Genomic DNA, 26237 nt, shown 5'->3' on the forward strand with positions numbered 1-26237 from the left:
CTGCCAGGAGGCCGAGTGCATACGCAGTTCGCGGTTCAGTTCGTCGCGTGTCATGGGCTTGCCTCCTGCCTCGGGGTTTCAGATGCGAACGGCGCGCCGCTCACAAGGCGCACATAAGCGATAATTGTGGCGGCGCAATGATAAAAGCGCCGAGAATCCATGCATTTTCGACAACCCACATGGGCGTTTTCGACATATCGAGCGAATGCGAAGGTGCGTGGTCTGAAAGCGACGTCGCAATTGGCCTGAGCCTGATATTTTCCGAACAGAATTTTCGAAAAATTCCGTACAAGAAAACTTGAAGTTTTCTTGTACGTTTTCTTTTGAAGAAAACGGCGGCGACCCGAGACCGAGCGGTCTGATCCAGGCCAAAGGCCCGCCGCCCAATCGGTCAGGCGGAATTGCCCTGCAATGGCATCACCGACAACTCGCCCTCCTGCCGTGCCTTGATCGCCAATGCCGCCGCGTGCGATCCGGCCACGGTGGTGAAATAGGGGATCTTGTCATAGAGCGCGACCGAGCGGATCTCGCGGCTGTCCTCGACCGCCTGCACGCCCTCGGTGGTGTTCATCACAAGTGCGATCTCACCATCCTTGAGCAGGTCGACGATATTGGGTCGGCCCTCATAGACCTTGTTGACCACCTCGCAGGCCAATCCCGCCTCGGTCAGGAACGCCGCAGTGCCGCGTGTCGCGACAAGGGTAAAGCCCAGATCCGTGAGCACCTGCGCGGTTTCCACAAGCTGCGGGGTCTTGTCGCTGTCCTTGATCGAGACGAACACGCGGCCCCCCTCGGGCAGGTCCACACCCGCCCCCATCTGCGCCTTGAGGAAGGCACGCGGGAAGGACACGTCCCAGCCCATCACCTCGCCGGTGGAGCGCATTTCAGGGCCGAGGATCGTATCGACACCGGGGAAGCGGGCAAACGGCAGCACCGCCTCCTTGACCGAGAACCACGGCATGTCGGGATCGGCCAGCGTCATCTGGTCGGCCATTGGCAGGCTGCCGGGCTTGGTGTCGCGCGGGTAGGGGCCGCGATAGGGGAAGGACGCCATCGTCTCGCCCGCCATCAGCCGTGCGGCGATGGAGGCGATGGCGCTATCGGTGGCCTTGGCCACAAAAGGCACAGTGCGGCTGGCACGCGGGTTGACCTCGATCAGGTAGATATCCTCGCCCTTGACCGCGAATTGCACGTTCATAAGCCCGACGACATTGAGTGCGCGAGCGAGCGCCTCGGTCTGTGTCTTGATCTCGGCGATGGTGGCGGCGGAGAGTGAATAGGGCGGCAGCGAGCAGGCGCTATCGCCCGAATGCACGCCGGCCTCCTCGATGTGCTGCATGATGCCGGCGACATGCACGTTCTCGCCGTCGCAGAGCGCATCGACGTCGCATTCGATGGCCCCCGACAGATAGCTGTCGAGCAAGACGGGGCTCTTGCCCGACACCACAACCGCCTCGGCGATGTAGCGTTCCAGATGGGCCATGTCGCGCACGATCTCCATCGCGCGGCCGCCCAGCACGTAGGACGGTCGGATGACCAGCGGAAAGCCGATGCTCTCGGCAATGGCGAGCGCCTGCGCGTCCGTCGAGGCGATGCCGTTCTTGGGTTGCTTGAGGCCCAGCTTGACCACCAGCTCCTGAAACCGCTCGCGGTCCTCGGCCAGATCGATGGCGTCGGGGGTGGTCCCGAGGATCGGGATGCCCTCGGCCTCCAGCCCGCGCGCCAGCTTGAGCGGCGTCTGCCCGCCGAATTGCACGATCACCCCGTGCAGCGTACCGTTCTCCTGCTCGACGCGCAGGATTTCCATCACATGCTCGAATGTCAGCGGCTCGAAGTAGAGCCGATCCGAGGTGTCGTAATCGGTGCTGACCGTCTCGGGGTTGCAGTTGATCATGATCGTCTCGTAGCCCGCATCGCTGAGCGCGAAACAGGCGTGACAGCAGCAGTAATCGAACTCGATCCCCTGACCGATCCGGTTCGGTCCGCCGCCCAGGATGACGACCTTTTTCGCGTCAGAGGGGCGCGCCTCGCATTCCACCTCGCCCATCATCGGGGCCTCGTAGGTGGAATACATGTAGGGCGTCTGCGCCTCGAATTCGGCGGCGCAGGTGTCGATCCGCTTGAAGACCGCGTGCACGCCGAGATTGACGCGGGCGCGGCGCACTTGTTCTTCATCGCGACCGGTCAGCGTGGCGAGGCGGGCATCGGTAAAGCCCATCATCTTGAGATGGCGCAGGCCGTCCTCGGTCATCGGCAGGCCGTCGCGGCGAATTTGTGCTTCGGCCTCGACGATCTCCCGGATGCGGGCGAGGAACCACGGATCAAACGCCGTCGCGGCGTTGATCTCGTCATCGCTGAGGCCGTGGCGCATCGCCTGCGCGATGGTGCGCATCCGGTCGGGGGTGGCGACCGAGAGCGCGCGGGTGATCGCGGCCTTGTCCGGCGCACCCTCGATTTCCACCTCGTCGAAGCCCGACAGGCCCGTCTCCATAGAAGCGAGCGCCTTTTGCAGGCTCTCGTGGATCGTCCGGCCAATCGCCATCGCCTCGCCCACCGATTTCATCGCGGTGGTCAGATGCGGCTTCGAGCCGGGGAATTTCTCGAAGGCAAAGCGCGGGATCTTGGTCACGACATAGTCGATGGTCGGCTCGAAAGAGGCGGGCGTGACCTTGGTGATGTCATTGTCCAGCTCATCGAGCGTGTAACCCACGGCCAGCTTGGCCGCGATCTTGGCAATCGGAAAGCCCGTGGCCTTGGAGGCCAGCGCCGAGGAGCGCGACACGCGCGGGTTCATCTCGATCACAACCATGCGCCCGTCTTCGGGGTTGATGGCCCATTGCACGTTGGAGCCGCCGGTCTCGACCCCGATCTCGCGCAGCACGGCAATCGAGCCGTTGCGCATGATCTGGTATTCCTTGTCGGTCAGCGTGAGGGCAGGGGCCACGGTGATCGAATCGCCCGTGTGCACGCCCATCGGGTCGACGTTTTCGATGGAGCAGACGATGATTGCGTTATCCGCACGGTCGCGGACCACCTCCATCTCGAATTCCTTCCAGCCCAAGAGGCTCTCGTCGATCAGGATCTGGCTGACCGGCGAAGCGTCGAGGCCGGATTTGCAGTAGTGGATATAGTCGTCGCGGTTATAGGCGACGCCGCCGCCGGTGCCGCCCAACGTATAGGCCGGGCGGATGATCGCGGGCAGGCCGACATAGTCGATCGCCGCCATGCATTCATCCATGTTGTTGGCGATGGTGGCCTTGGGGTTCTCGATGCCCAGGCGATCCATCGCCTCGCGGAAGAGCTTGCGATCTTCTGCCATTTCAATAGCTTGCCGGTTCGCGCCGATCAGTTCCACACCGAATTTCTCCAGCACGCCCATATCGGCCACGGCGAGCGCGGTGTTGAGGCCGGTCTGCCCGCCCATCGTCGGCAGCAATGCGTCGGGGCGCTCCTTCTCGATGATCTTGGCCACGGTCTCGGGGGTGATCGGCTCGATATAGGTGGCGTCGGCGAGGCCGGGGTCGGTCATGATCGTCGCGGGGTTCGAGTTTACAAGGATGACGCGGTAGCCTTCTTCGCGCAGGGCCTTGCACGCCTGTGCGCCGGAATAGTCGAATTCGCAGGCCTGTCCGATGATGATGGGCCCCGCTCCGATGATCATGATGGATGAGATATCGGTTCTTTTCGGCATATCGGTCCTCGGGCAGCTGAATGACCGCGCGGGCCAGTGGGGCGCGCGCGCAAATTGGTGGGGTTATATCCATGATCCGCTCGTGTGCAAGGGGCAAACCCGGTGCGGGATCAGGAGGTTTCGGGCATCTCCGGCGCGTCCTCCAGAATGACCCGGTCGAGTGCGCCCATGCCCGCGCCGTCGCGCTGCGGATAAAGGATCAGCCGGTCGATCACCTGCCCGCTGAGCGCGCCTGCCTCAAAGCGCGTGAACCCCGGCTGCGCGGGGGCGGCGACAAAGCGGTCGCCCGCCACCAGAAGATCGCCGAGATAGCCCTCGACCCGCACTTCGGGCGCGCCGCGCTCGGACTGCCAGTCGAGCGAGACGAAGGTGAAGGGTGCGTCCCGCAGGATCGCGATGCCGCTGCGTTGCCCCATGGCCCCCTCGATCTCGGTTGGGCCATCGGTGCCGTCGCCTGACTTTTCCGCGGTCGAGATCATCGCGTTGCGCGTGACGATGCGGTAGCCGTCCTCTTGCATTTCTTGCGGTGCAGGCCCTTCGCCCGGTCCCTCGAACCCGATCGAGACCTGCCCGGCCCCGGCCATCCCGGCGCAGAGGCAGAGGCCCAGAATGCCGCCCTGCAAAAGAAGTCTCATCAATCCGGTCCTGAAATCGCGCTTGGGTCTGAGCGTCGCGCCTGCAATGCTTTGTGTCAAGCGCGGCGCGTTGCGCAAAACCGGATCAAAGCGGCGCTTTTGTGGGTGTCATTCGGTGCCGCGCGGCCTAAATACCGCAGCACCTGTGCAAGAGGATGCAACGTGCAGATTCGTTACGATCATGGACCGACCGGGGAGGCCTGCCAGTTCGCGCAGGCCGCACAGCTGATCGTGGCGCATGAGCCGGACGAGGTGCCTGCCGCCCTGGCCGCGATGGACGACGCGCGCGCAATGGGCCAATGGCTCGCGGGGTTTGCCAGCTACGAATTGGGCCATGCGTTCGAGCCGCGCCTTGCCGCGACCTTGCCCGCGCACCGCCGCCTGCCACTTTTGCAATTCGGCGTGTTCGAGGCCCCGCTTGACGCGGCCCCCATACGCCCCGGCCCTGCGCAGCTAAGCGAGATGCGCCCCGATTGGGACGCGCGCCGCTACGCACAGGCGTTCCAGACCGTGCATGACTATATCTGTGCGGGCGATATCTATCAGGCGAACCTGACCTTTCCGATCCGGATGCGGGCGACGGGGACGCCGCAGGCGCTCTATGCCGCGTTGAGCCAGATCCAACCGGTGCGCTATGGCGCTTTGATCGAGGCCGAGGGGCTGCCCGCGATCCTGTCGCGCTCGCCGGAACTGTTCTTTCGCACCGATGCCGCGGGCGGGATCGAGACCCGGCCGATGAAGGGCACGCAGCCGCGCAGCAACGACGCGATGGAGGATGCGCGACGCCGGTTCTTCCTGCAATCGGATGAAAAGAACCGCGCCGAGAACCTGATGATCGTGGACCTTTTGCGCAATGATATCAGCCGGGTGAGCGTGCCCGGCTCTGTGTGCGTGCCGGAACTCTTCAGCGTCGAAAGCTATGAGACGGTGCACCAGATGACCTCGCTCATCGCCGCCGATCTGGCACCTGATATGCGGCTCTCGGACATCCTGCGCGCGCTTTTCCCATGCGGGTCGATCACCGGTGCGCCGAAGCTGCGGGCGATGCAGATCCTCGCCGATCTCGAAGGCGCCGCGCGCGAGATCTATTGCGGCTCCATCGGCTGGGCCGCGCCTGACGGGCGCGCGGAATTCAACGTCGCCATTCGCACGCTGCTGCTGGAGCAGGGGCAGGCCACGCTCAACGTCGGCGGGGGCGTGGTCTATGACAGCACCGCCGAGGGCGAATATGAAGAGGCGCTGTGGAAGGCGCGCTTTACCCGCGCGCTGATGCCGGTCCCGGCCTGATCTATTCCGCCGCGTGGCGCAGATCGTCGCTATCGCCGGGATAGAGATAGTCCCGCGTCAGCGGCACCGCGTCCTGCTTGGGGCTCATCTGGAACTGGAACACCACCTGATTGTTGAGCCGGAACGTGAGTTCGCTGGCGATCAGGTAATAGCGCCACATCCGGCAGAACCGATCGTCGTAGAGCGCGCGCACCCGGTCGATATTGGCCTCGAACCGCCTGCGCCATTCGCGCAGCGTCTCGGCGTAGTGCAGCCGCCAGACCTCGACATCGGTGGTCACCAGATGATGATGCTCGATGGCCGCTGTGGCCTCGGACATGGCGGGACAATAGCCGCCCGGGAAGATGTACTTGGTGATCCATGGGCTTGTCGCACCGGGCGGCCCGGCCCGCCCGATGGTGTGGATCAGCGCGATGCCGTCGGGCCTGAGCAAACGATGCACGCTGGCGAAATATTCATCGTAATGCGGCACGCCCACATGTTCGAACATGCCCACCGAGACGATCCTGTCGAACTGCCCGGCCACGTCGCGGTAATCCATCAACTCGAACCGCGCCTTGTCCGAAAGCCCCGCCTTTTCGGCGCGGGCCTTGGCCATCGCATGCTGTTCGCGCGACAGGGTGACGCCGGTCACGTCTGCCCCGAAATCGCGCGCCAGCGTGAGGCCCATGCCGCCCCAGCCACAGCCGATATCGAGCACGCGCATCCCCGGCTTTATCAGCAATTTGCGGGCGATATGCGCCTTCTTGGCGGCCTGCGCCTCTTCCAGCGTCATGTCGGGGCGCGCGAAATAGGCGCAGGAATACTGCCGATCGTCGTCGAGAAAGAGATCGTAGAGCTCGCCCGACAGGTCATAGTGATGCGCCACGTTGCTGCGCGAGCGCGTCACCGGGTTGAACTGGTCCAGTCGTCTTGTAAGACGCCGCATCCCCTCCAGCGGGCGGCGGAACCACGGCTGGCCCTGTGCGGCGATATTCATGATCGCGAGGCTGAGAAAACCGTAGACGTCATCGCCGTCAAACGTGACGGTGCCGTCCATATACCCCTCGCCGATGGCCATTTCGGGCGAGATCACGATCTGGCGCGGCAGCGTTGCATCATGCAGCGTCACCGCCGCCTCGGGGCCGTCGCCGGGGCCATAGGCGCGGGTCTGCCCGTCGGGGTAGGTGACGCGCAGTCGTCCACGCTTGAAAAGATGGGTCAGCAACCCGTCCAGAGCCTTGGTCCACATGCTACACCTCGTTTTCTTGCGCCCGTCCTGCGGCGCATCCTTACGGCGTACCAAACCTGTCCCTGCACCCGGTTTCCGGGCCAGCCTGCTCGTGTGACGGGTATTTTTGCGCAATTCCCCTGTTCTGTAAACGGTTTTGCCCGGCAGTGCCCCGGCCCGCCCTTGACTTTGCCGCCCCGCCAAGGTGTATCGGCCCGGACCCAAGAGACAGGCCCGCGACCGGGCTCGGAGAGGATATCATGCACAGCTATCGCAGCCATTCCTGCGCAGATTTGACGAAAACAGACGTGGGCGAGACCGTGCGCCTGGCAGGCTGGGTGCATCGCATCCGCGATCACGGTGGGGTTCTGTTCATCGACCTGCGCGATCACTACGGCGTGACGCAGGTGCTGTGTGACCCCGACAGCCCGGTCTTCGCCGAGGTGGAAAAGCTGCGCAGCGAGTTCTGCATCCGAATCGACGGCGAGGTGAAGGCGCGCGACGAAGGTCTGGTGAACCCCAGAATCCCCACCGGCGAGATCGAGGTATTCATCCGCGACATGGAAATTCTGGGGGCCGCCGCCGAATTGCCGTTGCAGGTCTTTGGCGAGCAGGAATATCCCGAGGAGACGCGCCTGCGCTACCGCTACCTCGACCTGCGCCGCGAGGCGATGCAGCACAACATGACCCTGCGCTCGGACGTGGTGGCCGCGATGCGCCGCCGGATGTGGGATCAGGGTTTTCGCGAATTCCAGACGCCGATCATCACCGCCTCCTCGCCTGAGGGCGCGCGCGACTTTCTGGTGCCCTCGCGTTTGCATCCCGGCAAGTTCTACGCCCTGCCGCAGGCCCCGCAGCAATTCAAGCAGCTGATCATGGTCTCGGGCTTTGACAAGTATTTCCAGATCGCACCGTGCTTTCGCGATGAAGACCCGCGCGCCGACCGCTCGCCCACCGACTTCTACCAGCTTGACCTCGAGATGAGCTTTGTCGAGCAGCAGGACGTGTTCGACACGATCCAGCCGGTCATTCAGGGCGTGTTTGAGGAGTTCGGCGAGGGGGCCACGGTCGACAAGGTCTGGCCGCAGATCAGCTATCGCGACGCCGCCCTCTGGTATGGCACCGACAAGCCCGACCTGCGCAACCCGATCAAGATGCAGGACGTGTCCGAGCATTTCCGGGGCAGTGGGTTCGCCATCTTCGCCAAACTGCTGGAGCAGGACGGCACGCAGATCCGCGCCATTCCCGCCCCGACGGGCGGCAGCCGCAAGTTCTGCGACCGGATGAACGCCTTTGCCCAGAAAGAAGGGCTGCCGGGCATGGGGTATATCTTCTGGCGGGAGCGAGAAAGTCAAAAGCTTAGAATGAGAGAATCTGCTGAAAGAGGGATGAAAATCGGAGAACTTCTTGATGATCTGTTTCAGAGGTATGAAGGGGAACCTCCAGTAGAGTTGCTTTCTCCGCTTCTGGCCTCGCTGGATGCCGAGCAACAGGAATTCGAGAAGTATGCTGAGGTAGAAGAGGCTGCGATTGAGCGGTTCAGAGACGCTGTAAGTAAAGGAAACCTCAGGAGGGCTGTCCTCCTCCACAATGCCTATTTCGGTCCGTTCGAAGCCGCAGGCCCCTTGGCCAAGAATATCGGCCCCGAGCGGACCGAGGCGATCCGTCAGCAGCTTGGGCTTGGCGTGGGCGATGCGGCGTTTTTCCTCGGCGGCAAGCCGCAGGCGTTCGAGCGGGTGGCGGGCAAGGCGCGCGACGTGATCGGCGAGGAGTTGAGCCTAACCGAGAAGAACCGCTTTGCCTTTGCCTGGATCGTCGATTTCCCGATGTACGAGGCGGATGAGGAAACCGGCAAGGTCGATTTCAGCCATAACCCGTTCTCGATGCCGCAGGGTGGGCGCGCCGCGCTCGACGGTGATCCGCTGGAGGTGCTGGGCTATCAGTATGACCTTGCCTGCAACGGCTATGAACTGGTCTCGGGGGCCATTCGGAACCACAAGCCCGAGATCATGTTCAAGGCGTTCGAGCTGGCGGGCTATGGCGCCGACGAGGTGCGCAAGCGGTTTGGCGGCATGGTCAACGCGTTCCAATTCGGCGCGCCGCCGCATGGCGGCTGTGCGGCGGGGATCGACCGGATCGTGATGCTGCTGGCGGGCACCTCGAACATCCGCGAGGTGATCATGTTCCCGATGAACCAGCGCGCCGAAGACCTGATGATGAACGCCCCCTCGGATCCGACCAGCGATCAGCTGATGGAACTGGGCCTGCGCGTCATTCCGCAGGACTGACCGCGCTGATGGATCAGAGCCGCCCCCTCGGTCCCAAACTGGTGGATTGGCGGCCCCCGCCCGCCCCGGATGGCACGCCGCTGGTCGGGCGCTATGCACGGCTCGACCAGCTCGATGCGGATCGGCATGCGGGCGACCTGCACCGCGCGATGAGTGGCGATGCCTCGCTTTGGGATTACATGCCCTACGGGCCGTTTTCCTCGGCCTCGCAATATCACCGTTGGGCGCGCGAGGCGGCGGCGGGGACTGATCCGCTGTTCTATGCGATCACCGATCTCGATGCCGGGCAGGTCGGTGGCGTGGCCAGCTATCTGCGCATCAAACCGGATGCGGGAAGCATCGAGGCGGGCCATATCAACCTTGCGCCCGCCTTGCAGCGCACCCGCGCCGCGACCGAGGCGTTCTATCTGATGATGGATTGGGCCTTTGGCGCGGGCTATCGCCGGTTTGAGTGGAAATGCGACGCGCTCAACATGCCCTCGCGCCGCGCGGCGCAGCGGTTGGGGTTGAGCTACGAGGGCACGTTTCGGCAAGCCACGGTGGTCAAGGGACGCAACCGCGACACCGCATGGTTCGCCACCATTGACACCGAGTGGCCCGCGCTGAAAGAGGCGTTCGGCTTCTGGTTGGGGCCGGCGAATTTCGATGCGGAGGGTCGGCAGAGAGAGCGTCTCGGCGCTTTGACACGGTTGGTGCGCGTGACCTCGGACCCGGTTCAGAACGGCGGCTGACGAGGCTGAGTTTGCCGGTGAGAACGCGCGGCTTGGGTGACATATTGGTGGAGTGGGATGGTCTGTTGATGCAATAAGCGCCAACCGCGCGATACGCACCGAAGGTGCCGCGCGATCGCCGGGCCGTCCCGCGGCCTGGCGATTTGGAATGGCGCACAACGTGTTGAGTTTAGAATGACTTGGCTGGCATAAAGTACCCGCCACGACCGTCACATCGCCAGTCCCCGGCCCTGCGATCACGCGGCACCTTCTAGCGGGGCGCTATGTCCGCTCCAGGCCAATACCTCCGAAATTGCAATCCCCCTGCTCAGAGCGCGACCCGTGCCGCCAGCCGTGTCTCGATCAGGGACAGGACGCGGGCGATCCCGGCCTCTGACCCAAACCCGCTCAGGCCTGCCGCCGCGTCTGCCAGCACGTCATCCCCCGCCGCCCGCGCCACACCCAGCAGAAACTGCGTGACATAGGCGTGGGTGGCCGGGTCGGGCATGTCCTCCAGCAGGCTGCGCACATGCTCCAGATCGTCGCGATAGGCCAGCGGATCGGGCGTGATCACCTCTTCGCTCAGCGCATAGGGCCCCGCAGGGCAGCGGTCGCGGGGCAGGTGGCGCAGCATCTCCTGCTGGAACCGCCCAAGGCTCAGCGTCGGCTTGTCGAGAAACCCGTCGGCCCCGGCAGCCATCGCCGCCGCGCGGGTGCCGGGATCGCCGCTGCTGGCAAGGATCACGCCGACGCGGGGCGCTGCGCGCGCCATCTCCACGATCAGGTCAATCCCCGATCCGTCCGGCAGCCCCGGATCGACGATCACCACCGAGGGACGGTAAACCGACAGGTGCCGCCGCGCCGAGCCGAGGCAATCGGCCCGCCGGATGCGCGCGCCACTGCGCAGGCACATCAGGCGCAGCGCCTCGGAGGCATAGCGGCTGTCCTCGACGGCAAGAACGGTCATGCCCAGTAGCGGGCGTTGATGACTGGGGGCACGTAGCGGTGCGAGGCTGTCAAGGTCACTCATCGGGCTGGTCCTTCCTGCTTTGACTTTTCTCAGCATGGCCCGCGTTAGGTGAACACGAAGTTAATGCGCGGCTTGCGTCTCTCTGTCGCTTGTCAGGTGCGGCCAACATCCCCATAACAGCCGCAGACCAGACGAAAGGATCATGCCATGATCGGACGCCTCAATCACGTGGCCATCGCCGTGCCGGACCTCACCGCTGCCGCCAACCAGTATCGCGCCGCGCTTGGCGCCAAGGTCGGCGCGCCGCAGGACGAGCCCGATCATGGTGTCACGGTCGTGTTCATCGAACTGCCCAACACCAAGATCGAATTGCTTTACCCTCTGGGTGACGACAGCCCGATCAACGGCTTTCTGGAAAAGAACCCTTCGGGCGGCATTCACCATGTCTGCTACGAGGTCGATGACATCATCGCGGCGCGGGACCATCTCAAGGAAACCGGTGCGCGGGTCCTTGGCAGCGGCGATCCCAAGATCGGCGCGCATGGCAAGCCGGTGCTGTTCCTGCATCCCAAGGATTTCAACGGCTGCCTCGTGGAACTGGAGCAGGTCTGATGGGTATCACCTCGGCTCTCGTGCTGCTTGCGGTGATCTGGTTCATGACCTTCTTCATCGTGCTGCCGATCCGCATCCAGACGCAGGGCGATCTGGGCAAGGTCGTGCCCGGTACCCATGCCGGTTCGCCCGAGCATCATCACCTGAAGAAAAAGGCCTGGATCACCACCGGCATCGCGGTCGTGTTGTGGATCATCATCGGCGGCACGATCATTTCGGGCGTGATCACGCTCGAGGATATCGACATGTTCAACCGGCTGGGCCCGGGCTCCGCGCCTGAATAGCGTGGTAGATATGGGTGAAGGTGGCCGCCCCCATGATCGGGATCAGCAGGTTGACGATCGGCACCGATAGCGGCAGCGCCATCAGCACCCCTGCCAGCCAGATCGTCATCTTGTGGCGGCGGCGCAGGGCCTTGGCCTTGACCCGCCCGACCCGGCGGATCGCCACCAGCGTGAAATATTCCATGCCCAAGAGATAGCCATTGAGCGCCCAGAAGATGAACGGCGCAAACGGCGTGAAGATTGCGTAGAGGATGAGCGCCAGCGTATTGGCCCCGACGATCACGCCCAGAAAGTTGATCGTGTCGCGCAATGCCTCGCCGAAGGGGATGTTCACGGCGGGCGGCAGAGACGGATAGTGCCGATCCTCCACGGCCTGCGCCACCACGTCGAGAAACATGGAGGTGATCGCCGAGGCGACCGGCACCATCAGAAACACCGACAAGACGATCATCAGCAACAGCGACGCGCCGCCCAGCAGATCGCCCAGCCATGTGACCTCGCCGATTAGCGGCAGCGTGGTGCTGTCGCCGACGGCGGATTGCACCAGCCACAACACCCCGGAATAGGCGACGATCAAGAGCGCCAGCGTCAGCCCCACGCCAAGCAACAGAACCTTGCGGAAACGCGGATCCCCGATCTGGCCCATGGCCTTGAAGAAGCTGGCAAAGATCATTCCGGCATCCACTGGGTGACCGCGTCAAGATCGGGGCGTGGGCGTTCGGGGGGGGCGCTCGTCTCGGTGCCGATATGGACAAACCCCGCGATCCGCTCATGCGGGGCGAGCCCGAGCGCCGTGGTGGCGAAGCCCCGGTCATGGCTTGCCCATCCGCTGAGCCAGTTCGCGCCCCAGCCCGCAGCGAGTGCCGCGTTGAGCAGCCCAAGGCAGACGCAGCCCGCCGAATAGGTCTGCTCGAGCGGAGGGATCTTCTCCGAGGCCTTCGGGCTTTCGATCACGGCGGCGGCGAGATGCGCATCGGAAAACTGCGCCTGCGCCTTGGCGATATCCTCGGATGACTTGCCGATGCGCGCGCCCACCTCGGGCACCAGACCCGCAAGGCGCAGGAGTGCGGCGCGTTCCAGTACGATCATGCGCCACGGCTCCAGCTTGCCGTGATCGGGGACCCGCAGGGCGGCCTGCAAGAGCGGGCGCAGCGCGGCCCGATCCGGCACCGGCAGGCCAAGCGTCTTGGCGGGCCGGGACCGGCGGGTTTGCAGAAAGTCGAGCGCGGCAGGGTTGGGCGTGGGCATGGGCGGCCTTTCGGATCAGTTCGCCCCACATGTCGGCAAGCGCGCGTCCGGGGTCAAGACCAAACCCGGCGAAAACCGCTTGGGTCCCGGGATGCGAGGCGCTATCGGGTGCACATGGCCCATCCCGACCTCAGCCATCTCGTCCGTCCCGGCACGCAGATTTCCATCCGCGTGACACCGAAGGCTTCGCGCGACCGTATCCTGGCCGAGGGCGATACGTTGCGGGTCTACGTCACCACTGCACCCGAGGATGGCAAAGCCAACGCGGCCGTGCAGAAACTGCTGGCCAAGGCGCTTGGAATTGCGAAAACGCGGCTGCGTCTGATCCGGGGCCACAGCGCGCGCGACAAGGTCTTTCAGGTGGACTGATGCGGCTCACGTTTTTGGCACTGGCAAGTCGGCGCGGGCGCGCCTAACGTCGCCGCCATGAACGCCGATATCGCCCTGCTCGACAGCCGCTATTCCTGGACACGGCTCGCCATCTCATTGGCCATCGCGATGGTGGGCAATGTCGGCATGTGGTCGATCATCGTGGTGATGCCCGCAATTCAGGCCGAATTCGGAGTAGATCGCGCGGCGGCCTCCTTGCCCTATACGCTGACCATGGTGGGCTTTGCCTTCGGCAACATGGCGATCGGACGGGTGGTGGACCGGTTCGGGGTGACCACGGCGCTGATCGGCGCGGCGCTGCTGATTGCGGCGGCGACGGGCGCGGCGTCGCTCAGCCCGTCGGTGCTGGTGCTCTCGGGGCTGCAACTGCTGATCGGCTTCGGCACGGCGGCCAGTTTCGGGCCGCTCATCGCCGATATCTCGTTGTGGTTCCTGAAACGACGCGGCATCGCAGTGGCGATCACGGCAAGCGGCAACTACCTCTCGGGCGCGATCTGGCCGGTAATCCTGGCGGGGATTCTTGCCGGGCAGGGCTGGCGCGCGGTCTATCTGGTGCTCGCCGTGGTGACGCTGGCGACGGTGATCCCTCTGGCGCTCTTCCTGCGCCGCCGCGTGCCGCTGGCGGCCCGCGCCCATGCCGACAGCCTGTCTGCAGCGCGCGCGGGCACGACGGGGCTCTCGCCGCGCATGCTCGCGATCCTGCTGGGGATTGCGGGGGTGGGCTGCTGCGTGGCGATGTCGATGCCGCAGGTGCATATCGTCAGCTACTGCGTCGATCTGGGTTACGGCCCCGCTGTCGGCTCGCAGATGCTGTCGCTGATGCTTCTGGGCGGGGTGGGCTCGCGGCTGGTATCGGGACTGCTGGCGGACCGGTTGGGCGGGGTGCGCACGCTGCTCATCGGCTCGGCGCTGCAAGGGCTGGCGCTGATGCTCTACCTGCCGTCGGACGGGCTCACCTCGCTCTATATCGTGAGCCTCGTCTTTGGCCTCGCGCAGGGTGGCATCGTGCCCAGCTATGCGGTGATCGTGCGCGAATACATGCCAAGCGCCGAGGCCGGGCGCCGCGTCGGCTTTGTGCTGATGACCACCATCGTCGGCATGGCGCTTGGCGGCTGGATGTCGGGCTGGATCTATGACGTGACCGGCAGCTATCACATGGCCTTTCTGAACGGCATCGCGTGGAACGGCCTCAATATCGGGATCATGGTGCTGATCCTGCTGCGCACCAGACCCCGGAGCGCGGTCCCGGCCTGAGCGTCGCTAAGTGAGTATTTATGCCATAAAGAAGCCGATCCGGTTTCTTTATGGTCCAAATACTCAAATCCGGTCACTCTTCGTGAACAATCTTGATATGCCGTTCACCGCGTGCCTCGGCCAATGCCATCTGTTTCTGGCGCTCGCGAAACCGCGCCTTGTCCGCGTCCGAGGTTTCATGCGCGCAGAGGTGGCAGGCGACGCCCTCTTCATAGTCTGGGCGGCCCATGTCCTCGGGCAGGATCGGGCGGCGGCAGGCGTGGCAGAGACGGTGCGGCCCTGTCCGCAACCCGTGGCCCACCGAGACGCGGCCATCGAACACGAAGCACTCGCCCTGCCAGGCGCTTTGATCCTCGGGCACCTCTTCGAGGTATTTCAGGATGCCGCCCTTGAGGTGATAGACATCCTCCACCCCTTGGCCCAGCAGGTAATTGGTGGATTTTTCGCAACGGATGCCGCCGGTGCAGAACATGGCGATCCGCTTGTTGTGGAAGCGGTGCTTGTTTTCTTCCCACCACGCGGGAAAATCGCGGAAGGTGGCGGTTTCGGGGTCGACCGCGCCCTCAAACGTGCCGATTGCCACCTCGTAATCGTTGCGGGTGTCGATCACCGCGACATCGGGGCTCTGGATCAGGGCATTCCACTCAGAAGGCTCGACATAATGCCCCACCTTGGCGCGCGGATCGACATCGGGCTGGCCCATGGTGACGATCTCTTTCTTGAGCCGCACCTTCATCCGGCGAAACGGCTGTGCCGCGCTCTGGCTCTCCTTCCAGTCGAGATCCGCGCAGCCGGGCAGGGCGCGGATATGTGCCAGAACCCTTGCGATACCCGCCTCCGGCCCGGCAATCGTGCCGTTGATCCCCTCGCGCGCCAGCAGCAGCGAGCCGCTGATGCGCTCGGCTTCGCAGAGCGCCTGAAGCGGGCCCTGAAGGGCGGCGGGGTCGTCAAACCGGGTGAAATGGTAGAGTGCGGCGATCCTGTACATGGCGCGCGATTTACGCCCCCTGCGCCCGTCCCGCAAGAGGGCAGACCCCCTGATCGCGCCTATCCTGCGCCTTCGGAGACCCACAAGGTTGTCGGCACCCCATTCACTCCGAAAATCCGTACCCAGATATATCTGGGCCTGCCGGTGAGCACCCACTCTGCCACATATTCCGATCCGGACATAAGGTAGCAGGACCCGACAATGCGTGCCCGCATCTCGGGTGTGGTGAAAAAAGGATCGCCCTGATCGCCGTCGTGACGGATACCGAAGCGGTGATAATTCGCCCGATCCTGCTGCACGATGGCGCAGAAATCGCGTAGCGGCTGGCCGCGGGAATTGCGCATGTCCTCGGCTTGGATGCTGGTGTAATATTCGCCCATGAACTGCTGTGCGGCGGCGGGCACCGCCAACATGCAGGCCGTCAGGCAGAGAGATACGATCCTCATCATCAAATTTCTCCCTTATTAAGTATCTGTTGAAAATCGGCGTTTTGGCAGAGTGCCATGGGGCGGCGGATCAGGCAACGGCGGCATCGCTTTTGAAAACGGCCTGCCATTGACGCAAGCCTGTCGCGCACCTACCCCTATGGGGCAAAGGAGACCCGCGCATGACAACCGCCCTGATCGTGATCGACATGCAAAACGATTTCTGCCCCGGCGGCGCGCTTGCCGTGCCCGAAGGCGACAGCATCGTGCCCGGCATCAACGCGCTGATGGCGCAGTTTCCGGCGGTGATTCTGACGCAAGACTGGCACCCGGCGGGGCATTCGTCTTTTGCCTCGTCGCATGACGGCAAGGCCCCCTTTGATATGGTGGATATGCCCTACGGTCCGCAGGTGCTCTGGCCTGATCATTGCGTTCAGGGCAGTCAGGGAGCGGCGTTTCATGAGGGGCTGGATACCGACCGGGCCGACCTGATCATCCGCAAGGGCTATAACCCGGCGATCGACAGTTATTCGGCGTTCTTCGAGAATGACCACGCGACGCCGACCGGGCTGCACGGCTATCTGCAGACGCGCGGCATCGACAATCTGACCATGGTGGGGCTGGCCACCGATTTCTGCGTGAATTTCTCGGCGGTGGATGCGGCCAAGCTGGGCTACCGGGTGACGGTGCGGCAGGATCTGGTGCGCGGCATCGACCTCGACGGCTCGCTCGACGCGGCGCTAAAAGGTATGCGGGAGGCAGGGGTGGTCTTTGCGTGAGCGACCTAGCCTCTGATATCCGCGCCTGTCGGCTTTGTGCCGAGCGGTTCGCCGCCACCCATACCGAGCACGAACCTCGCCCGGTGGTGTGGTTCCGGCCCTCTGCGCGGATGCTGATCGCGGGGCAGGCGCCTGGGATGCGGGTGCACCAATCGGGCAAGCCGTTTGACGATCCATCCGGTGATCGGCTGCGTGAGTGGCTGGGGCTGAGTGCTAACGAGTTCTACGACACATCGCGCGTGGCCATCGTGCCGATGGCGTTCTGTTTTCCGGGCTATGACGCCAAGGGATCGGACCTGCCACCGCCACGCATCTGTGGCCGCACCTGGCATGACCGTGTGATGCAGGAGCTCGACAAGGTGGAACTTACCGTGGTCGTGGGCGGTTATGCACAGAAGTATCACCTCGGCGTCAAGACCGGCGTGACCGAAACCGTGAAGGCCTGGCGCGACCATGCACCGCGGCTTTTTGCCTTGCCGCATCCGTCGTGGCGCAATACCGCTTGGCTGAAGAAAAATCCGTGGTTCGAGGACGAGGTGCTGCCCGAATTACGTGCGCAAGTTCAGAAGGTTATCCATGACTGACGCGACCCGTCTCGATGAAACCCATACCGCGATGGAGGCGGCACCCGAGGATGCGGGTGCACGCCTGCGGTTCTACGAGACACTGGCGGCGAGCGAGCTTTATCTGCTGCTGAAATCCGAGCCGGAGGGTGAGGTGCTCGATCCGGAAGTGTTTGAATTGCCGGAAAATTCCTTTGTCCTCGTGTTCGATCGAGAGGATCGGCTTGCGCTTTTCGCGGGTCGCCCGGTGCCCTATGCCGCGCTGAGCGGGCGCAGCATTGCGGCGATGCTGGCGGGGCAGGGTGTGGGGCTGGGTCTCAATCTCGACGTGGCGCCGTCGGCGATCCTGCTGCCGCCTGAGGCGGTCGACTGGCTGGCCGCGACGCTGTCGGAGGGGCCCTCGGAGATCGAGGCACGGGCGCAGGAGTTCAGCGCGCCCAAGGGGTTACCCGAGGCGGTGCTGACCGCGCTCGACGCGCGGCTGGCGAGCATGACGGGGCAGGCCCGCATGGCCTATCTGGTGGGCGTGACCTATGAGAGCGGCGCGCGCGGGCATATGCTGGGCTTTGTCGGGGCCGTGCCCGAGGCGCAAGGCGCATTGGCGCGGGCGGTGTCGGAGGTGCTGGTCTTTTCGGGTCTGGAGGCGGCGGCGCTCGACGTGGCGTTCTTTGACGCCGCCGACCCCGTGGCGGCGCGACTGGCACGCTGCGGGTTGCGGTTTGACCTGCCGGAACCGCCCGTGGCGGAGCCACGTGCGGCACCCGGTTCTGACCCGGATAAGCCGCCACTGCTGCGGTAGCTGAGCCATGCGGGGCGTCCCCGCGCAGGCGGGTGCTTGCGGAATCGTGGAGATCCTCGGGTCAAGCCCGAGGATGACGGGGAAGAGGGGCCGCGCGTCAGTAGCCGTTTTCGCGGTCCACGAGATGCAGGAACGGCTCGCCGGTTTCGCCGCGGCGGACGTTCTCGGCAATCACCTGCGCCGCAGTTTCGGAGCGGGTTTCCGAGGCGATATGGGGTGTGACCGTGACGTTCGGATGCGCCCAGAAGGGGTGCTCAGCGGGCAGCGGCTCGACCCGGAAGACATCGAGCGTGGCATGGGCGACATGGCCCCGGTCCAGCGCGACGAGGAGCGCGTCATCGTCGATGAGCGGACCGCGCCCGGGGTTCACGATCACCGCGCCTTGGGGCAAGAGCGCGAGGGTTTCGGCATTCAGCAGGTTCTCGGTCTCATCTGTCAGCGGCAGCAGCAGCACGAGGATATCGGCGGCCTTGAGCGCCGCCTGCAGCCCCGCATCGCCCGACAGGCAGCTGACACCGGGGATGTCCTTGGGTCTGCGGCTCCAGCCGGTGACGGGAAAGCCGAGGCGCACCAGCATCCGCGCGCAGGCCTCGCCCAAAGCGCCCAGACCCAGCACTGTCACGCGCCGGTCGCTGGCCAGCGGCGGGGCGTCCGCGCGCCATTCGCCGTCCTGCCCGAGGATGTGCCGGTCCATGCCCAGGTGATGCCGCAGCACGTGGCCCGTGACCCATTCCACCATGCCTTGCGTCAGCCCGTGATCCACCATCCGCGCGAGGGGAATGCGCAATGTCGGATTGCCGACGATGTTCTCGACCCCGGCCCATAGATTGAGCACCGCCTTGGCGCGGGTGTAGGGGGTGAAATCCTGCACGGCGCTGTCTGGGGCATAGATGATGTAATCCACGTCCTCGGGTGCAAGGTCGGTGGACAGGGTCGCATCGACCCCCTGCTCCAACAGCGCCTTGGTCAGCGGTGCTTGATAGATGCGCCATTGATCGGCGCGGGCGGCAAAGAGAATGTTGACGGGCATGGGTCACCTTGGTCTGTGGATGTTCGCGCTCTGGATCAAGCCGAAGCCGATCATCAGGACCAGCATGGCGGAACCGCCATAGCTGACCAGCGGGAGCGGCACGCCGACCACTGGCATCAGCCCTGTCACCATCGCCATGTTGACCGCGAAGAACAAAAAGAACGTCATCGCCATACCAAGGATCAGCAGCGAGGAAAACCGGTCGCGATTGGCCAGCGCCGCCGAGATGCAGAAGATCAGGATCAGCGCATAAAGTCCGAGGATCGACACGCCGCCGATAAAGCCGAATTCCTCGGCCAGGGTGACGAAGATGAAATCGGTGTGCTTCTCGGGCAGAAAATTGAGCCGCGATTGGGTGCCCTGCATGAAGCCGCGCCCAGTCCAGCCGCCGGAGCCGAGAGCGATCTTGGATTGGGTGATGTGATAGCCCGCGCCAAGCGGGTCGGTCTCGGGGTTGAGGAAGGTGTCGATGCGGCGGAACTGGTAATTTTCCAGCATTTGCCAGTCGGTTCCCCGGCTTTGAAAGACGGTGAAGATCAACCCGACCGCGGCGAGGACCACGGTCACGAAATAGGCCCAGTGCACGCCTGCGACGAACATCATCACCCCGCCTGCCGCCAGCAGCAGGATCGAGGTGCCGAGGTCGGGTTGACGCAGCACCAGCGCCACCGGTGTGAGGATCAGCGTCACCGGGATCAGTATCCAGATCGGCCGCGAGACGCGCGACATGGGAAGCCAGTCGTAATAGGCCGCCAGCACCATAACCAGCGTGATCTTCATCAGTTCCGAGGGTTGCAGCCGCATCACGCCAAGATCAAGCCAGCGTTGCGCGCCCTTGCCCTCGACCCCGACCAGCGCCACCGCGATCAGCAGCGCGAGCGAGACCAGGTAGGCCACCAGCGAGACGTTGCGCCAGAACCAGATCGGCACCATCGCCACGATGAGCATTGCAACCAGCCCAAGGGCAAAGCGTTTCATCTGTGGTTCCGCCCAGGTCGAGAGCGAGCCGCCCGCGACCGAGTAGAGCATCAGAAAGCCGACCGAGGCCACGGCCATCAGAAGGATCACGAGGGGCCAGTTCAGATAGAGGATTTTGCGTGGCCCGCTTGGCGTGGTCTTGACCGTATGTTCGAGATAGCTCATGCGCGATCTTTCTCACCGGCCCCGGGGCGCAGGCGTTGCTGGCGCAGTTCTTCTTGCTGCGTGCGGATGCGGGGGCGGTCGGCCGTTGGATAGGCCTCGAGTGGTGGATCGCCGCCGTAGAGGGCCTGCAGCGTGATGTCGCGGGCAATGGGTGCCGCCGCCGTCGAACCGCCGCCGCCATGTTCGACAATCACCGCCACGGCATATTTCGGCGCGTCATAAGGGGCATAATCCACGAAAAGGGCGTGGTCGCGCTGCGTTCGCGGCAGCGCGTTGTTGTTGAGCACGCCGGTCGCCCGCTCGCCCGAGGAGATGTTGCGCACCTGGCTGGTGCCGGTCTTGCCCGCCATGCGCATCGCATCCTCGACGATGCGGCTGCGATAGGCGGTGCCGCGATTGCTGTTGCTTACCGCGTACATGGCGCGCCGCACCTCGCGCAGGTTGTTCTCGTTGAGGTCCAGATCCTCGCCACGGCCCGAGGGCTGTTCGACCCCGTCGATGGATTTCACCAGTCGGGGCGTGATCTGCCGCGAGGTGGCCAGCCGCGCCGTCATAACCGCCAGTTGCATCGGCGAGGCCAGCACGAAGCCCTGGCCGATCGAGGCGTTGATGCTATCGCCGACCACCCAGGGCTGACCGCGATTGGCCAGCTTCCATTGCCGTGTCGGAACAAGCCCCTGCGCCACCGAGGTCATCGGCAGATCGAACTGTTCCCCAAGCCCGAGGCGTTCGGCCATCGCGGAAATCTTCTCGATCCCGGTGCGCAGGGCCAGTTCGTAATAGTAGACGTCGCAGCTTTCGCGCAGCGAGCGGTGGAAATCGACATTGCCATGCCCGCCGCGTTTCCAGCAGTGAAAGCGGCGCCCGCTGATTTCCTTGTGGCCGGGGCAGTAGACCGTCTCGTTTATGTCGATCTGCCCATCTTCCAATGCCGCGAGCGCGGTGACCATCTTGAAGGTGGAACCGGGCGGATAAATCCCCTGCACCGCCTTGTTCGGCAGAGGGCGGTAAGGGTTTTCCAGCAGCGCGCGGTAATTGGCGACGGAAATGCCGCGCACGAAGAGGTTGGGATCGTAGCTGGGCGATGACGCGCTGACCAGCACGTCGCCGCTCTCGCAGTCGATCACCACCGCCGCTGCGCTCTCGCCCTTGAGCCGGGCATGGGTATAGCCCTGCAACTCGTTGTCGAGGGTGATCTGGATATCGGCCCCGGGCTGGCCTTCCTGGCGGTCCAGTTCCCGCATGATGCGCCCGGCGGCGTTTACCTCGACGCGGCGGCTGCCTGCGGTGCCGCGCAGCAGGTCCTCGCGCCGCGCCTCGAGTCCGATCTTGCCGATCTGGAAGCGTGGCAGGCGCAACAGGGCCTCGGGGGCCTCGATCCGTTCGAGATCCTTGTCGCTGACCGCGCCGACATAGCCCACCACATGGGCGTAATCGTCGCGCAGCGGGTAGCGCCGCGAGAGGCCGACCTCGGGCATGACGCCGGGCAGCGCCGGGGCGTTGACGGCGACCCGGCTGATCGCCTCCCAGGTGACCCGGTCGGCCACGGTCACGGGCGTGTCGCCGCGCAGGTCACGCAGATCGCGCCGCGCCTTTTCCAACTCGCCCGGGTCCAGTTCCACGAGGCGGGCAAGCCGTGCGATCACCGCGTCCACGTCGCCCGCCTGTTCGCGGATCATGGTGATCCTGTAGCTGGGAATATTCTCGGCGATGATCTGGCCATTGCGGTCAAAGACACGTCCGCGCGCGGGCGGCAAGAGCTGGATGTTGATCCGGTTTTCATCGGCCAGCAGCCGGAACTGATCGGCCTGTTCCAGTTGCAGGTGCCGCATGCGCAGCGCAAGGGCGGTCATCACCCCGGCCTGCAGCCCGCCAATGACCAGCCCGCGCCGCGTGATGCGACGCTGGCTTTCGGCGGTATCACGCGTCGGCCGTCTCATGCGCGGCCCGCCGCTGTGTCGAGGTCTCCCGGCGCACGTTTGCGTACACCGAAGAGCGCATGCGACAGCAGTGCCACCAGAGGGTAGACCAGAAGCGTCGCAACCAGTTGCATCAGGCTGAGGCCCAGAGGGGCCTGATCGACCATCAGGATCGTGAGAATGAACCGGTAGGCTAGCGTCATCACGACAAGTGTGCTGCTGACAGCGGCCCATTCGGCGGCAAAGGTCAGATCGCGCAGCGAAGACGCGCGGTTGCGCAGCGTCTCGAGCCCCAGCACGGTGATCGCGGCCCAGAGCCCCGGAGGGCGTTGCAGCAGCAGATCCGTCCCCAATGCCACGAGGGCCACCAGCAGCACCGGCACGTAGTCGGGGCGTCGCACGGCCCAGGCAAAGGTCAGCGCGAGAAAGATGTTAGGCCCGGCCCAGCCCGGCGGCATCGTGTCGAGCGGCAGCAGATGCACGAATACCAAGACCCAGCTGAGCCCAAGATAGAGCGCGCGCATCATCCAGACCCGGGGCAGCACCGTATCAGCCATTGCTGGCCTCCGCCGCGATTGCGGGATCAAGGGGCTGCGCGTCGGGCAGGGACGAGGGGGAAATGAGGTCGCCGGGCGTGTCGATGTCCTCGGTTGCATAGCTGCGCAGCACGCGCAGGAATTCCAGCCGCTCGTAATCGGCGGCGATGCGCACCCGCATGCGCCCGCCCGGATCTTCGGCCAGTTGGCCGACCAGCAGACCGGCGGGAAAGACCCCGCCATCGCCCGAGGTCAGCACCCGGTCGCCGGGGCGTACCTGATCGGGCGTTTCGATGAAATCCACCAATGGCGTTATGGAATTGTCGCCGATGATGAGGGCGCGCTGCCCCGACGGCTGCAGCGTCACGGGAATGCGGCTCGATGTATCGGTGAGCAGGATCACCCGCGCGGTATTGCGCCCCACGCCCGAGATGCGCCCGACAAGGCCCAGCCCGTCCATCGCCGCCCAGCCATCCATGATCCCGTCGCGGGATCCGACGTTGATCAGCACCGATTGACGGAACGGAGAGCCGCTATCGGCCATCACCACGCCGGTGACATAGGTCAGGCGCGGATCAAGCTGCACGTTGTTGAGATCGAGCAGGCGGGCGTTTTCCTGTTCCAGCTGGAGCGCCGCCTCTTTCCACGCCTTCATCTGCTGCAATTCGCGGCGCAGGTCCTGATTTTGCTGATACATGCGCTGATAGCTCTGGAAGTCTCTCAGGATGTTTACCGCGCCCGTCACCGGGGCCATCGCCCAGTCGAAGGAGGGCACGACCCGGTCGACCACCTGCGCGCGGAAACGCTCCACGCGCGGGCTGTCGATGCGCCAGAGCAGGAACAGACCGAGCAGGCACAGCAGAAGGACGCCCAGAAGCAGACGCTTGAGCGGGCCGCTATAGTCTTCGCTCTGTCCGCGATCCTTGGCCACGGGATCCCCCTTTTGCTCTAAAAGGTGGGCGGGTTAACTGTCGTAGTCAATCGCGTGGCGCAGTTGTTTCTCGAATTCGAGCGCCTTGCCCGTTCCGAGGGCCACGCAGTTTAGGCTGTCATCGGCGATGGACACTGCCAGCCCGGTCTGTTCGCGTAGCGCCAGATCGAGATCGCCCAACAGCGCGCCGCCACCCGTCAGCATCACGCCCCGGTCGACGATATCGGCCGCAAGGTCGGGCGGCGTCGCCTCGAGTGCGGTCATCACCGCCTCGCAGATCTGCTGCACCGGCTCAGCCAGCGCCTCGGCCACCTGTGCCTGGCTGATTTCGGTTTCTTTCGGCACACCGTTTAGCAAGTCGCGCCCGCGCACCTGAATGGAGGTGCCGCGCCCGTCATCGGGCATCCGCGCGGTGCCGATCGAGGTCTTGATCCGTTCTGCCGTGGCCTCGCCGACCAGCAGGTTCTGCTGACGCCGCAGATAGCTGATGATCGCCTCGTCCATCCGGTCACCGCCCACCCGGACCGAGCGGGCATAGACGATATCACCAAGCGACAGCACCGCCACCTCGGTGGTGCCGCCGCCGATATCGACGACCATGTTGCCGGTGGGATCGGTGATCGGCATGCCCGCGCCGATCGCCGCCGCAATCGGTTCGGCGATCAGGCCCGCGCGGCGGGCACCGGCGGACAGCACCGACTGGCGAATCGCGCGTTTCTCGACCGGGGTCGCGCCGTGGGGCACGCAGACGATGATCTTGGGCTTGGAGAAGGTCGAACGCTTGTGCACCTTGCGGATGAAATGCTTGATCATCGCCTCGGCGGTGTCGAAATCGGCGATCACACCCTCGCGCATCGGGCGGATGGCCTCGATGCTTCCGGGTGTGCGGCCCAGCATCAGCTTGGCATCCTCGCCGACGGCAAGCACCTTCTTGACACCGTCCTTGATGTGGTAGGCCACCACCGAGGGTTCCGACAGGACGATGCCGCGCCCCTTGACATAGACCAGCGTATTCGCCGTTCCCAGGTCGATCGCCATGTCCGATGAAAAGAGACTGGGAATTCTGTCGAAGATTGCCATTTACGTAACTGTCCTGTCGCCCCAATGAAGATTTGCCCCGCGACTCGGGCGGTCGGGGGCCGGATTTCCTTATAGTTGGCGGCCTGCACGGGCGAAAGGGGCTGTTTCAATCCTGTAAGCACCAAACCGCCACATCCGGTCTCACCCGTTGAGATGATCAAGCCGTGCGCGCACCGACAATCCGTGCGCCTCAAGGCTCTCGGAGCGGGCCAGGGTCTCGGCGGCGGGGCCGATGGCGCGCAGGGCTACGGGTGTCATCTTGGCCAGCGTGGTGCGTTTGAGGAAATCCATCACCGACAGGCCCGACGAGAACCGCGCCGAGCGGGCGGTGGGCAGGACGTGGTTGGGCCCGCCCACGTAATCGCCGATGGCCTCGGGCGTCCAGGCCCCGAGAAAGATCGCCCCGGCATGGGTGATTTGCTGGCTCAGCGCGCCCGGGTCGCTTACGCAAAGCTCCAGATGCTCTGGCGCGATGCGGTTGCTGAGCGCGGCGGCGGTATCGAGATCGGGCACGGTGATGATCGCGCCATAATCGCGCCAGCTTGCGCCCGCGATAGCGCGCCGTTCAAGCGTTTGCAGGTGGCGTTCGATGGCCGCCTCCACATCGCGCGCCAGCCCCGCATCATTCGTGATCAGGATCGCCTGCGCGCTCTCGTCATGTTCGGCCTGGCTCAGCATATCGAGCGCGATCCAGTCTGGGTTCTGCCCCTTGTCAGCGATCACCAGGATCTCGGAGGGGCCTGCGATCATGTCGATGCCCACCTTACCGAACACCCTCCGCTTGGCCGCCGCCACAAAGGCGTTGCCCGGCCCGGTGATCTTGTCCACCGGGGCGATGCTCTCGGTGCCATAGGCAAGCGCCGCCACCGCTTGCGCGCCGCCGATGCGATAGATTTCGTCCACCCCCGCGATCTGCGCGGCCAGCAGCACCAGCGGATTGGCCTTGCCATCCGGTGTCGGCACCACGATGGCCAGCCGCTCCACCCCTGCCACCTTGGCCGGGATCGCGTTCATTAGCACCGAGGACGGGTAGGAGGCGAGGCCGCCGGGCACATAAAGCCCCGCCGCGCCCACGGGCGTCCAGCGCCAGCCAAGCACGGCTCCGCTTTCCTCGGTCCAGCTTGCATCCTCGGGCAGTTGCCGTTCGTGGTAATCCCGGATGCGGGCGGCGGCGAGCTCCAATGCCTCGCGCTCCGCCTGCGGCACCTGCGCGACCAGGGCCGCCACCTCTTCGGGGGAAAAGCGCAAGGTTTCCGGCGTCAGCTCCAGCCGGTCGAACCTCGCAGTAAGTTCGATCACGGCGGCATCGCCCCGTGCGCGCACATCCTTGATGATCGCGGCGACGGTGTCGTCTACGTCTGGGCTGTCCTCGCGCTTGGCGCTCAGCAGCGCCGTGAACTGCGCCTCGAAATCAGCGGTGGTGGCGTCGAGCGTGATCGGCATGGCAGGTCCTTTCGACAAGGCA

The 26237-nt window shown here is 64.7% G+C and carries 25 protein-coding genes; 10 read left to right on the plus strand and 15 right to left on the minus strand.

Going from position 1 to position 26237, the window contains the following annotated elements; genetic code table 11:
- Positions 1-391 precede the first annotated feature (391 nt).
- A complete protein-coding gene (carB, locus tag PVU19_RS04770) occupies positions 392-3691 on the minus strand; it encodes a carbamoyl-phosphate synthase large subunit (RefSeq protein ID WP_050663306.1) in 3300 nt (1099 codons plus the stop codon).
- Positions 3692-3801: 110 nt separating this feature from the next.
- On the minus strand, positions 3802-4326 hold the full coding sequence (locus PVU19_RS04775) for a hypothetical protein (RefSeq protein WP_050663305.1): 525 nt from the start codon (positions 4324-4326) through the stop codon (positions 3802-3804).
- A 162-nt stretch (positions 4327-4488) separates the two neighbouring features.
- On the opposite strand from PVU19_RS04775, the gene PVU19_RS04780 reads away from it, so the two are divergent.
- Entirely contained in the window at positions 4489-5613 is a 1125-nt protein-coding gene (locus PVU19_RS04780; RefSeq protein WP_050663304.1) for an aminodeoxychorismate synthase component I, read from the plus strand.
- 1 nt (position 5614) lies between these two features.
- Here PVU19_RS04780 and PVU19_RS04785 read toward each other — a convergent pair whose 3' ends face one another.
- Positions 5615-6844: an SAM-dependent methyltransferase gene (locus PVU19_RS04785; RefSeq protein WP_050663303.1), complete on the minus strand. Its 1230-nt coding sequence runs from the start codon at positions 6842-6844 to the stop codon at positions 5615-5617.
- A gap of 239 nt (positions 6845-7083) precedes the next feature.
- Here PVU19_RS04785 and aspS point away from each other — a divergent pair, with 239 nt between their 5' ends.
- Entirely contained in the window at positions 7084-9111 is a 2028-nt protein-coding gene (gene aspS, locus PVU19_RS04790; RefSeq protein WP_050663302.1) for an aspartate--tRNA ligase, read from the plus strand.
- Between the two features lie 8 nt (positions 9112-9119).
- Positions 9120-9842: a GNAT family N-acetyltransferase gene (locus tag PVU19_RS04795; RefSeq protein WP_050663301.1), complete on the plus strand. Its 723-nt coding sequence runs from the start codon at positions 9120-9122 to the stop codon at positions 9840-9842.
- Between the two features lie 307 nt (positions 9843-10149).
- Here PVU19_RS04795 and PVU19_RS04800 read toward each other — a convergent pair whose 3' ends face one another.
- Positions 10150-10851, minus strand: coding sequence for a response regulator (locus PVU19_RS04800; RefSeq protein ID WP_050663345.1), 702 nt, complete (start codon positions 10849-10851; stop codon positions 10150-10152).
- A 147-nt stretch (positions 10852-10998) separates the two neighbouring features.
- Between PVU19_RS04800 and mce the strand changes: the two genes are divergently transcribed.
- Both mce and PVU19_RS04810 read left to right on the plus strand, forming a co-directional pair.
- Positions 10999-11403 (plus strand): methylmalonyl-CoA epimerase, encoded by a 405-nt coding sequence (gene mce / locus PVU19_RS04805; RefSeq protein WP_050663346.1) that lies wholly within the window; start codon positions 10999-11001, stop codon positions 11401-11403.
- Complete coding sequence (locus tag PVU19_RS04810) at positions 11403-11687, plus strand: DUF1467 family protein (RefSeq protein WP_050663347.1); 285 nt, start codon at positions 11403-11405, stop codon at positions 11685-11687. The genes mce and PVU19_RS04810 overlap by 1 nt, the downstream gene beginning before the upstream one ends.
- Here PVU19_RS04810 and PVU19_RS04815 read toward each other — a convergent pair.
- Positions 11653-12360, minus strand: coding sequence for an EI24 domain-containing protein (locus tag PVU19_RS04815; RefSeq protein WP_050663348.1), 708 nt, complete (start codon positions 12358-12360; stop codon positions 11653-11655). The two genes, PVU19_RS04810 and PVU19_RS04815, sit on opposite strands and share 35 nt — an antisense overlap.
- On the minus strand, positions 12357-12935 hold the full coding sequence (locus PVU19_RS04820; RefSeq protein WP_050663349.1) for a nitroreductase family protein: 579 nt from the start codon (positions 12933-12935) through the stop codon (positions 12357-12359). Before PVU19_RS04820 ends, PVU19_RS04815 begins: the two co-directional genes overlap by 4 nt.
- 114 nt (positions 12936-13049) lie before the next feature.
- Here PVU19_RS04820 and PVU19_RS04825 point away from each other — a divergent pair, with 114 nt between their 5' ends.
- Both PVU19_RS04825 and PVU19_RS04830 read left to right on the plus strand, forming a co-directional pair.
- On the plus strand, positions 13050-13304 hold the full coding sequence (locus PVU19_RS04825; RefSeq protein WP_050663350.1) for a DUF167 domain-containing protein: 255 nt from the start codon (positions 13050-13052) through the stop codon (positions 13302-13304).
- A 57-nt stretch (positions 13305-13361) separates the two neighbouring features.
- Positions 13362-14579 carry an MFS transporter gene (locus tag PVU19_RS04830; protein ID WP_050663351.1) on the plus strand — a complete coding sequence of 406 codons (1218 nt, stop codon included), beginning with the start codon at positions 13362-13364 and terminating at the stop codon, positions 14577-14579.
- A gap of 73 nt (positions 14580-14652) precedes the next feature.
- On the opposite strand, the gene trhO is transcribed toward PVU19_RS04830, so the two are convergent.
- Together trhO and PVU19_RS04840 are read right to left on the minus strand one after the other, a co-directional pair.
- Positions 14653-15567 carry an oxygen-dependent tRNA uridine(34) hydroxylase TrhO gene (trhO, locus tag PVU19_RS04835; protein WP_050663352.1) on the minus strand — a complete coding sequence of 305 codons (915 nt, stop codon included), beginning with the start codon at positions 15565-15567 and terminating at the stop codon, positions 14653-14655.
- A gap of 59 nt (positions 15568-15626) precedes the next feature.
- Positions 15627-16013, minus strand: coding sequence for a hypothetical protein (locus PVU19_RS04840; RefSeq protein WP_050663379.1), 387 nt, complete (start codon positions 16011-16013; stop codon positions 15627-15629).
- Positions 16014-16174: 161 nt separating this feature from the next.
- Here PVU19_RS04840 and pncA point away from each other — a divergent pair, with 161 nt between their 5' ends.
- Genes pncA through PVU19_RS04855 form a run of 3 tightly spaced genes read left to right on the plus strand, consistent with a single transcriptional unit; the run spans position 16175 to position 18133 of the window.
- Positions 16175-16771, plus strand: coding sequence for a bifunctional nicotinamidase/pyrazinamidase (gene pncA / locus PVU19_RS04845; protein WP_050663353.1), 597 nt, complete (start codon positions 16175-16177; stop codon positions 16769-16771).
- A complete protein-coding gene (locus PVU19_RS04850) occupies positions 16768-17355 on the plus strand; it encodes a uracil-DNA glycosylase family protein (protein WP_050663354.1) in 588 nt (195 codons plus the stop codon). Before pncA ends, PVU19_RS04850 begins: the two co-directional genes overlap by 4 nt.
- Positions 17348-18133 carry an SseB family protein gene (locus PVU19_RS04855; protein ID WP_050663355.1) on the plus strand — a complete coding sequence of 262 codons (786 nt, stop codon included), beginning with the start codon at positions 17348-17350 and terminating at the stop codon, positions 18131-18133. The genes PVU19_RS04850 and PVU19_RS04855 overlap by 8 nt, the downstream gene beginning before the upstream one ends.
- A 97-nt stretch (positions 18134-18230) precedes the next feature.
- Here the strand turns inward: PVU19_RS04855 and PVU19_RS04860 are convergent, their stop codons facing one another.
- The 7 genes from PVU19_RS04860 to hisD all read right to left on the minus strand — a co-directional run bounded on the left by PVU19_RS04860 (position 18231) and on the right by hisD (position 26215).
- Positions 18231-19163 carry a 2-hydroxyacid dehydrogenase gene (locus PVU19_RS04860; protein ID WP_050663356.1) on the minus strand — a complete coding sequence of 311 codons (933 nt, stop codon included), beginning with the start codon at positions 19161-19163 and terminating at the stop codon, positions 18231-18233.
- A 3-nt stretch (positions 19164-19166) separates the two neighbouring features.
- The gene (gene rodA, locus PVU19_RS04865) at positions 19167-20306 is read right to left on the minus strand and encodes a rod shape-determining protein RodA (RefSeq protein WP_050663357.1); all 1140 of its coding nucleotides are present in this window, start codon (positions 20304-20306) and stop codon (positions 19167-19169) included.
- Positions 20303-22246, minus strand: coding sequence for a penicillin-binding protein 2 (mrdA, locus tag PVU19_RS04870; RefSeq protein ID WP_050663358.1), 1944 nt, complete (start codon positions 22244-22246; stop codon positions 20303-20305). The genes rodA and mrdA overlap by 4 nt, the downstream gene beginning before the upstream one ends.
- Positions 22243-22782 carry a hypothetical protein gene (locus tag PVU19_RS04875; protein ID WP_050663359.1) on the minus strand — a complete coding sequence of 180 codons (540 nt, stop codon included), beginning with the start codon at positions 22780-22782 and terminating at the stop codon, positions 22243-22245. Before PVU19_RS04875 ends, mrdA begins: the two co-directional genes overlap by 4 nt.
- Entirely contained in the window at positions 22775-23692 is a 918-nt protein-coding gene (gene mreC, locus PVU19_RS04880; RefSeq protein ID WP_050663360.1) for a rod shape-determining protein MreC, read from the minus strand. The genes PVU19_RS04875 and mreC overlap by 8 nt, the downstream gene beginning before the upstream one ends.
- 33 nt (positions 23693-23725) lie before the next feature.
- Entirely contained in the window at positions 23726-24772 is a 1047-nt protein-coding gene (locus PVU19_RS04885; protein ID WP_050663361.1) for a rod shape-determining protein, read from the minus strand.
- Between the two features lie 141 nt (positions 24773-24913).
- Positions 24914-26215, minus strand: coding sequence for a histidinol dehydrogenase (hisD, locus tag PVU19_RS04890; RefSeq protein ID WP_050663362.1), 1302 nt, complete (start codon positions 26213-26215; stop codon positions 24914-24916).
- Between the last annotated feature and the right edge of the window lie 22 nt (positions 26216-26237).

This window comes from Roseovarius tolerans (assembly GCF_028885395.1).
Lineage (GTDB): Bacteria > Pseudomonadota > Alphaproteobacteria > Rhodobacterales > Rhodobacteraceae > Roseovarius > Roseovarius tolerans.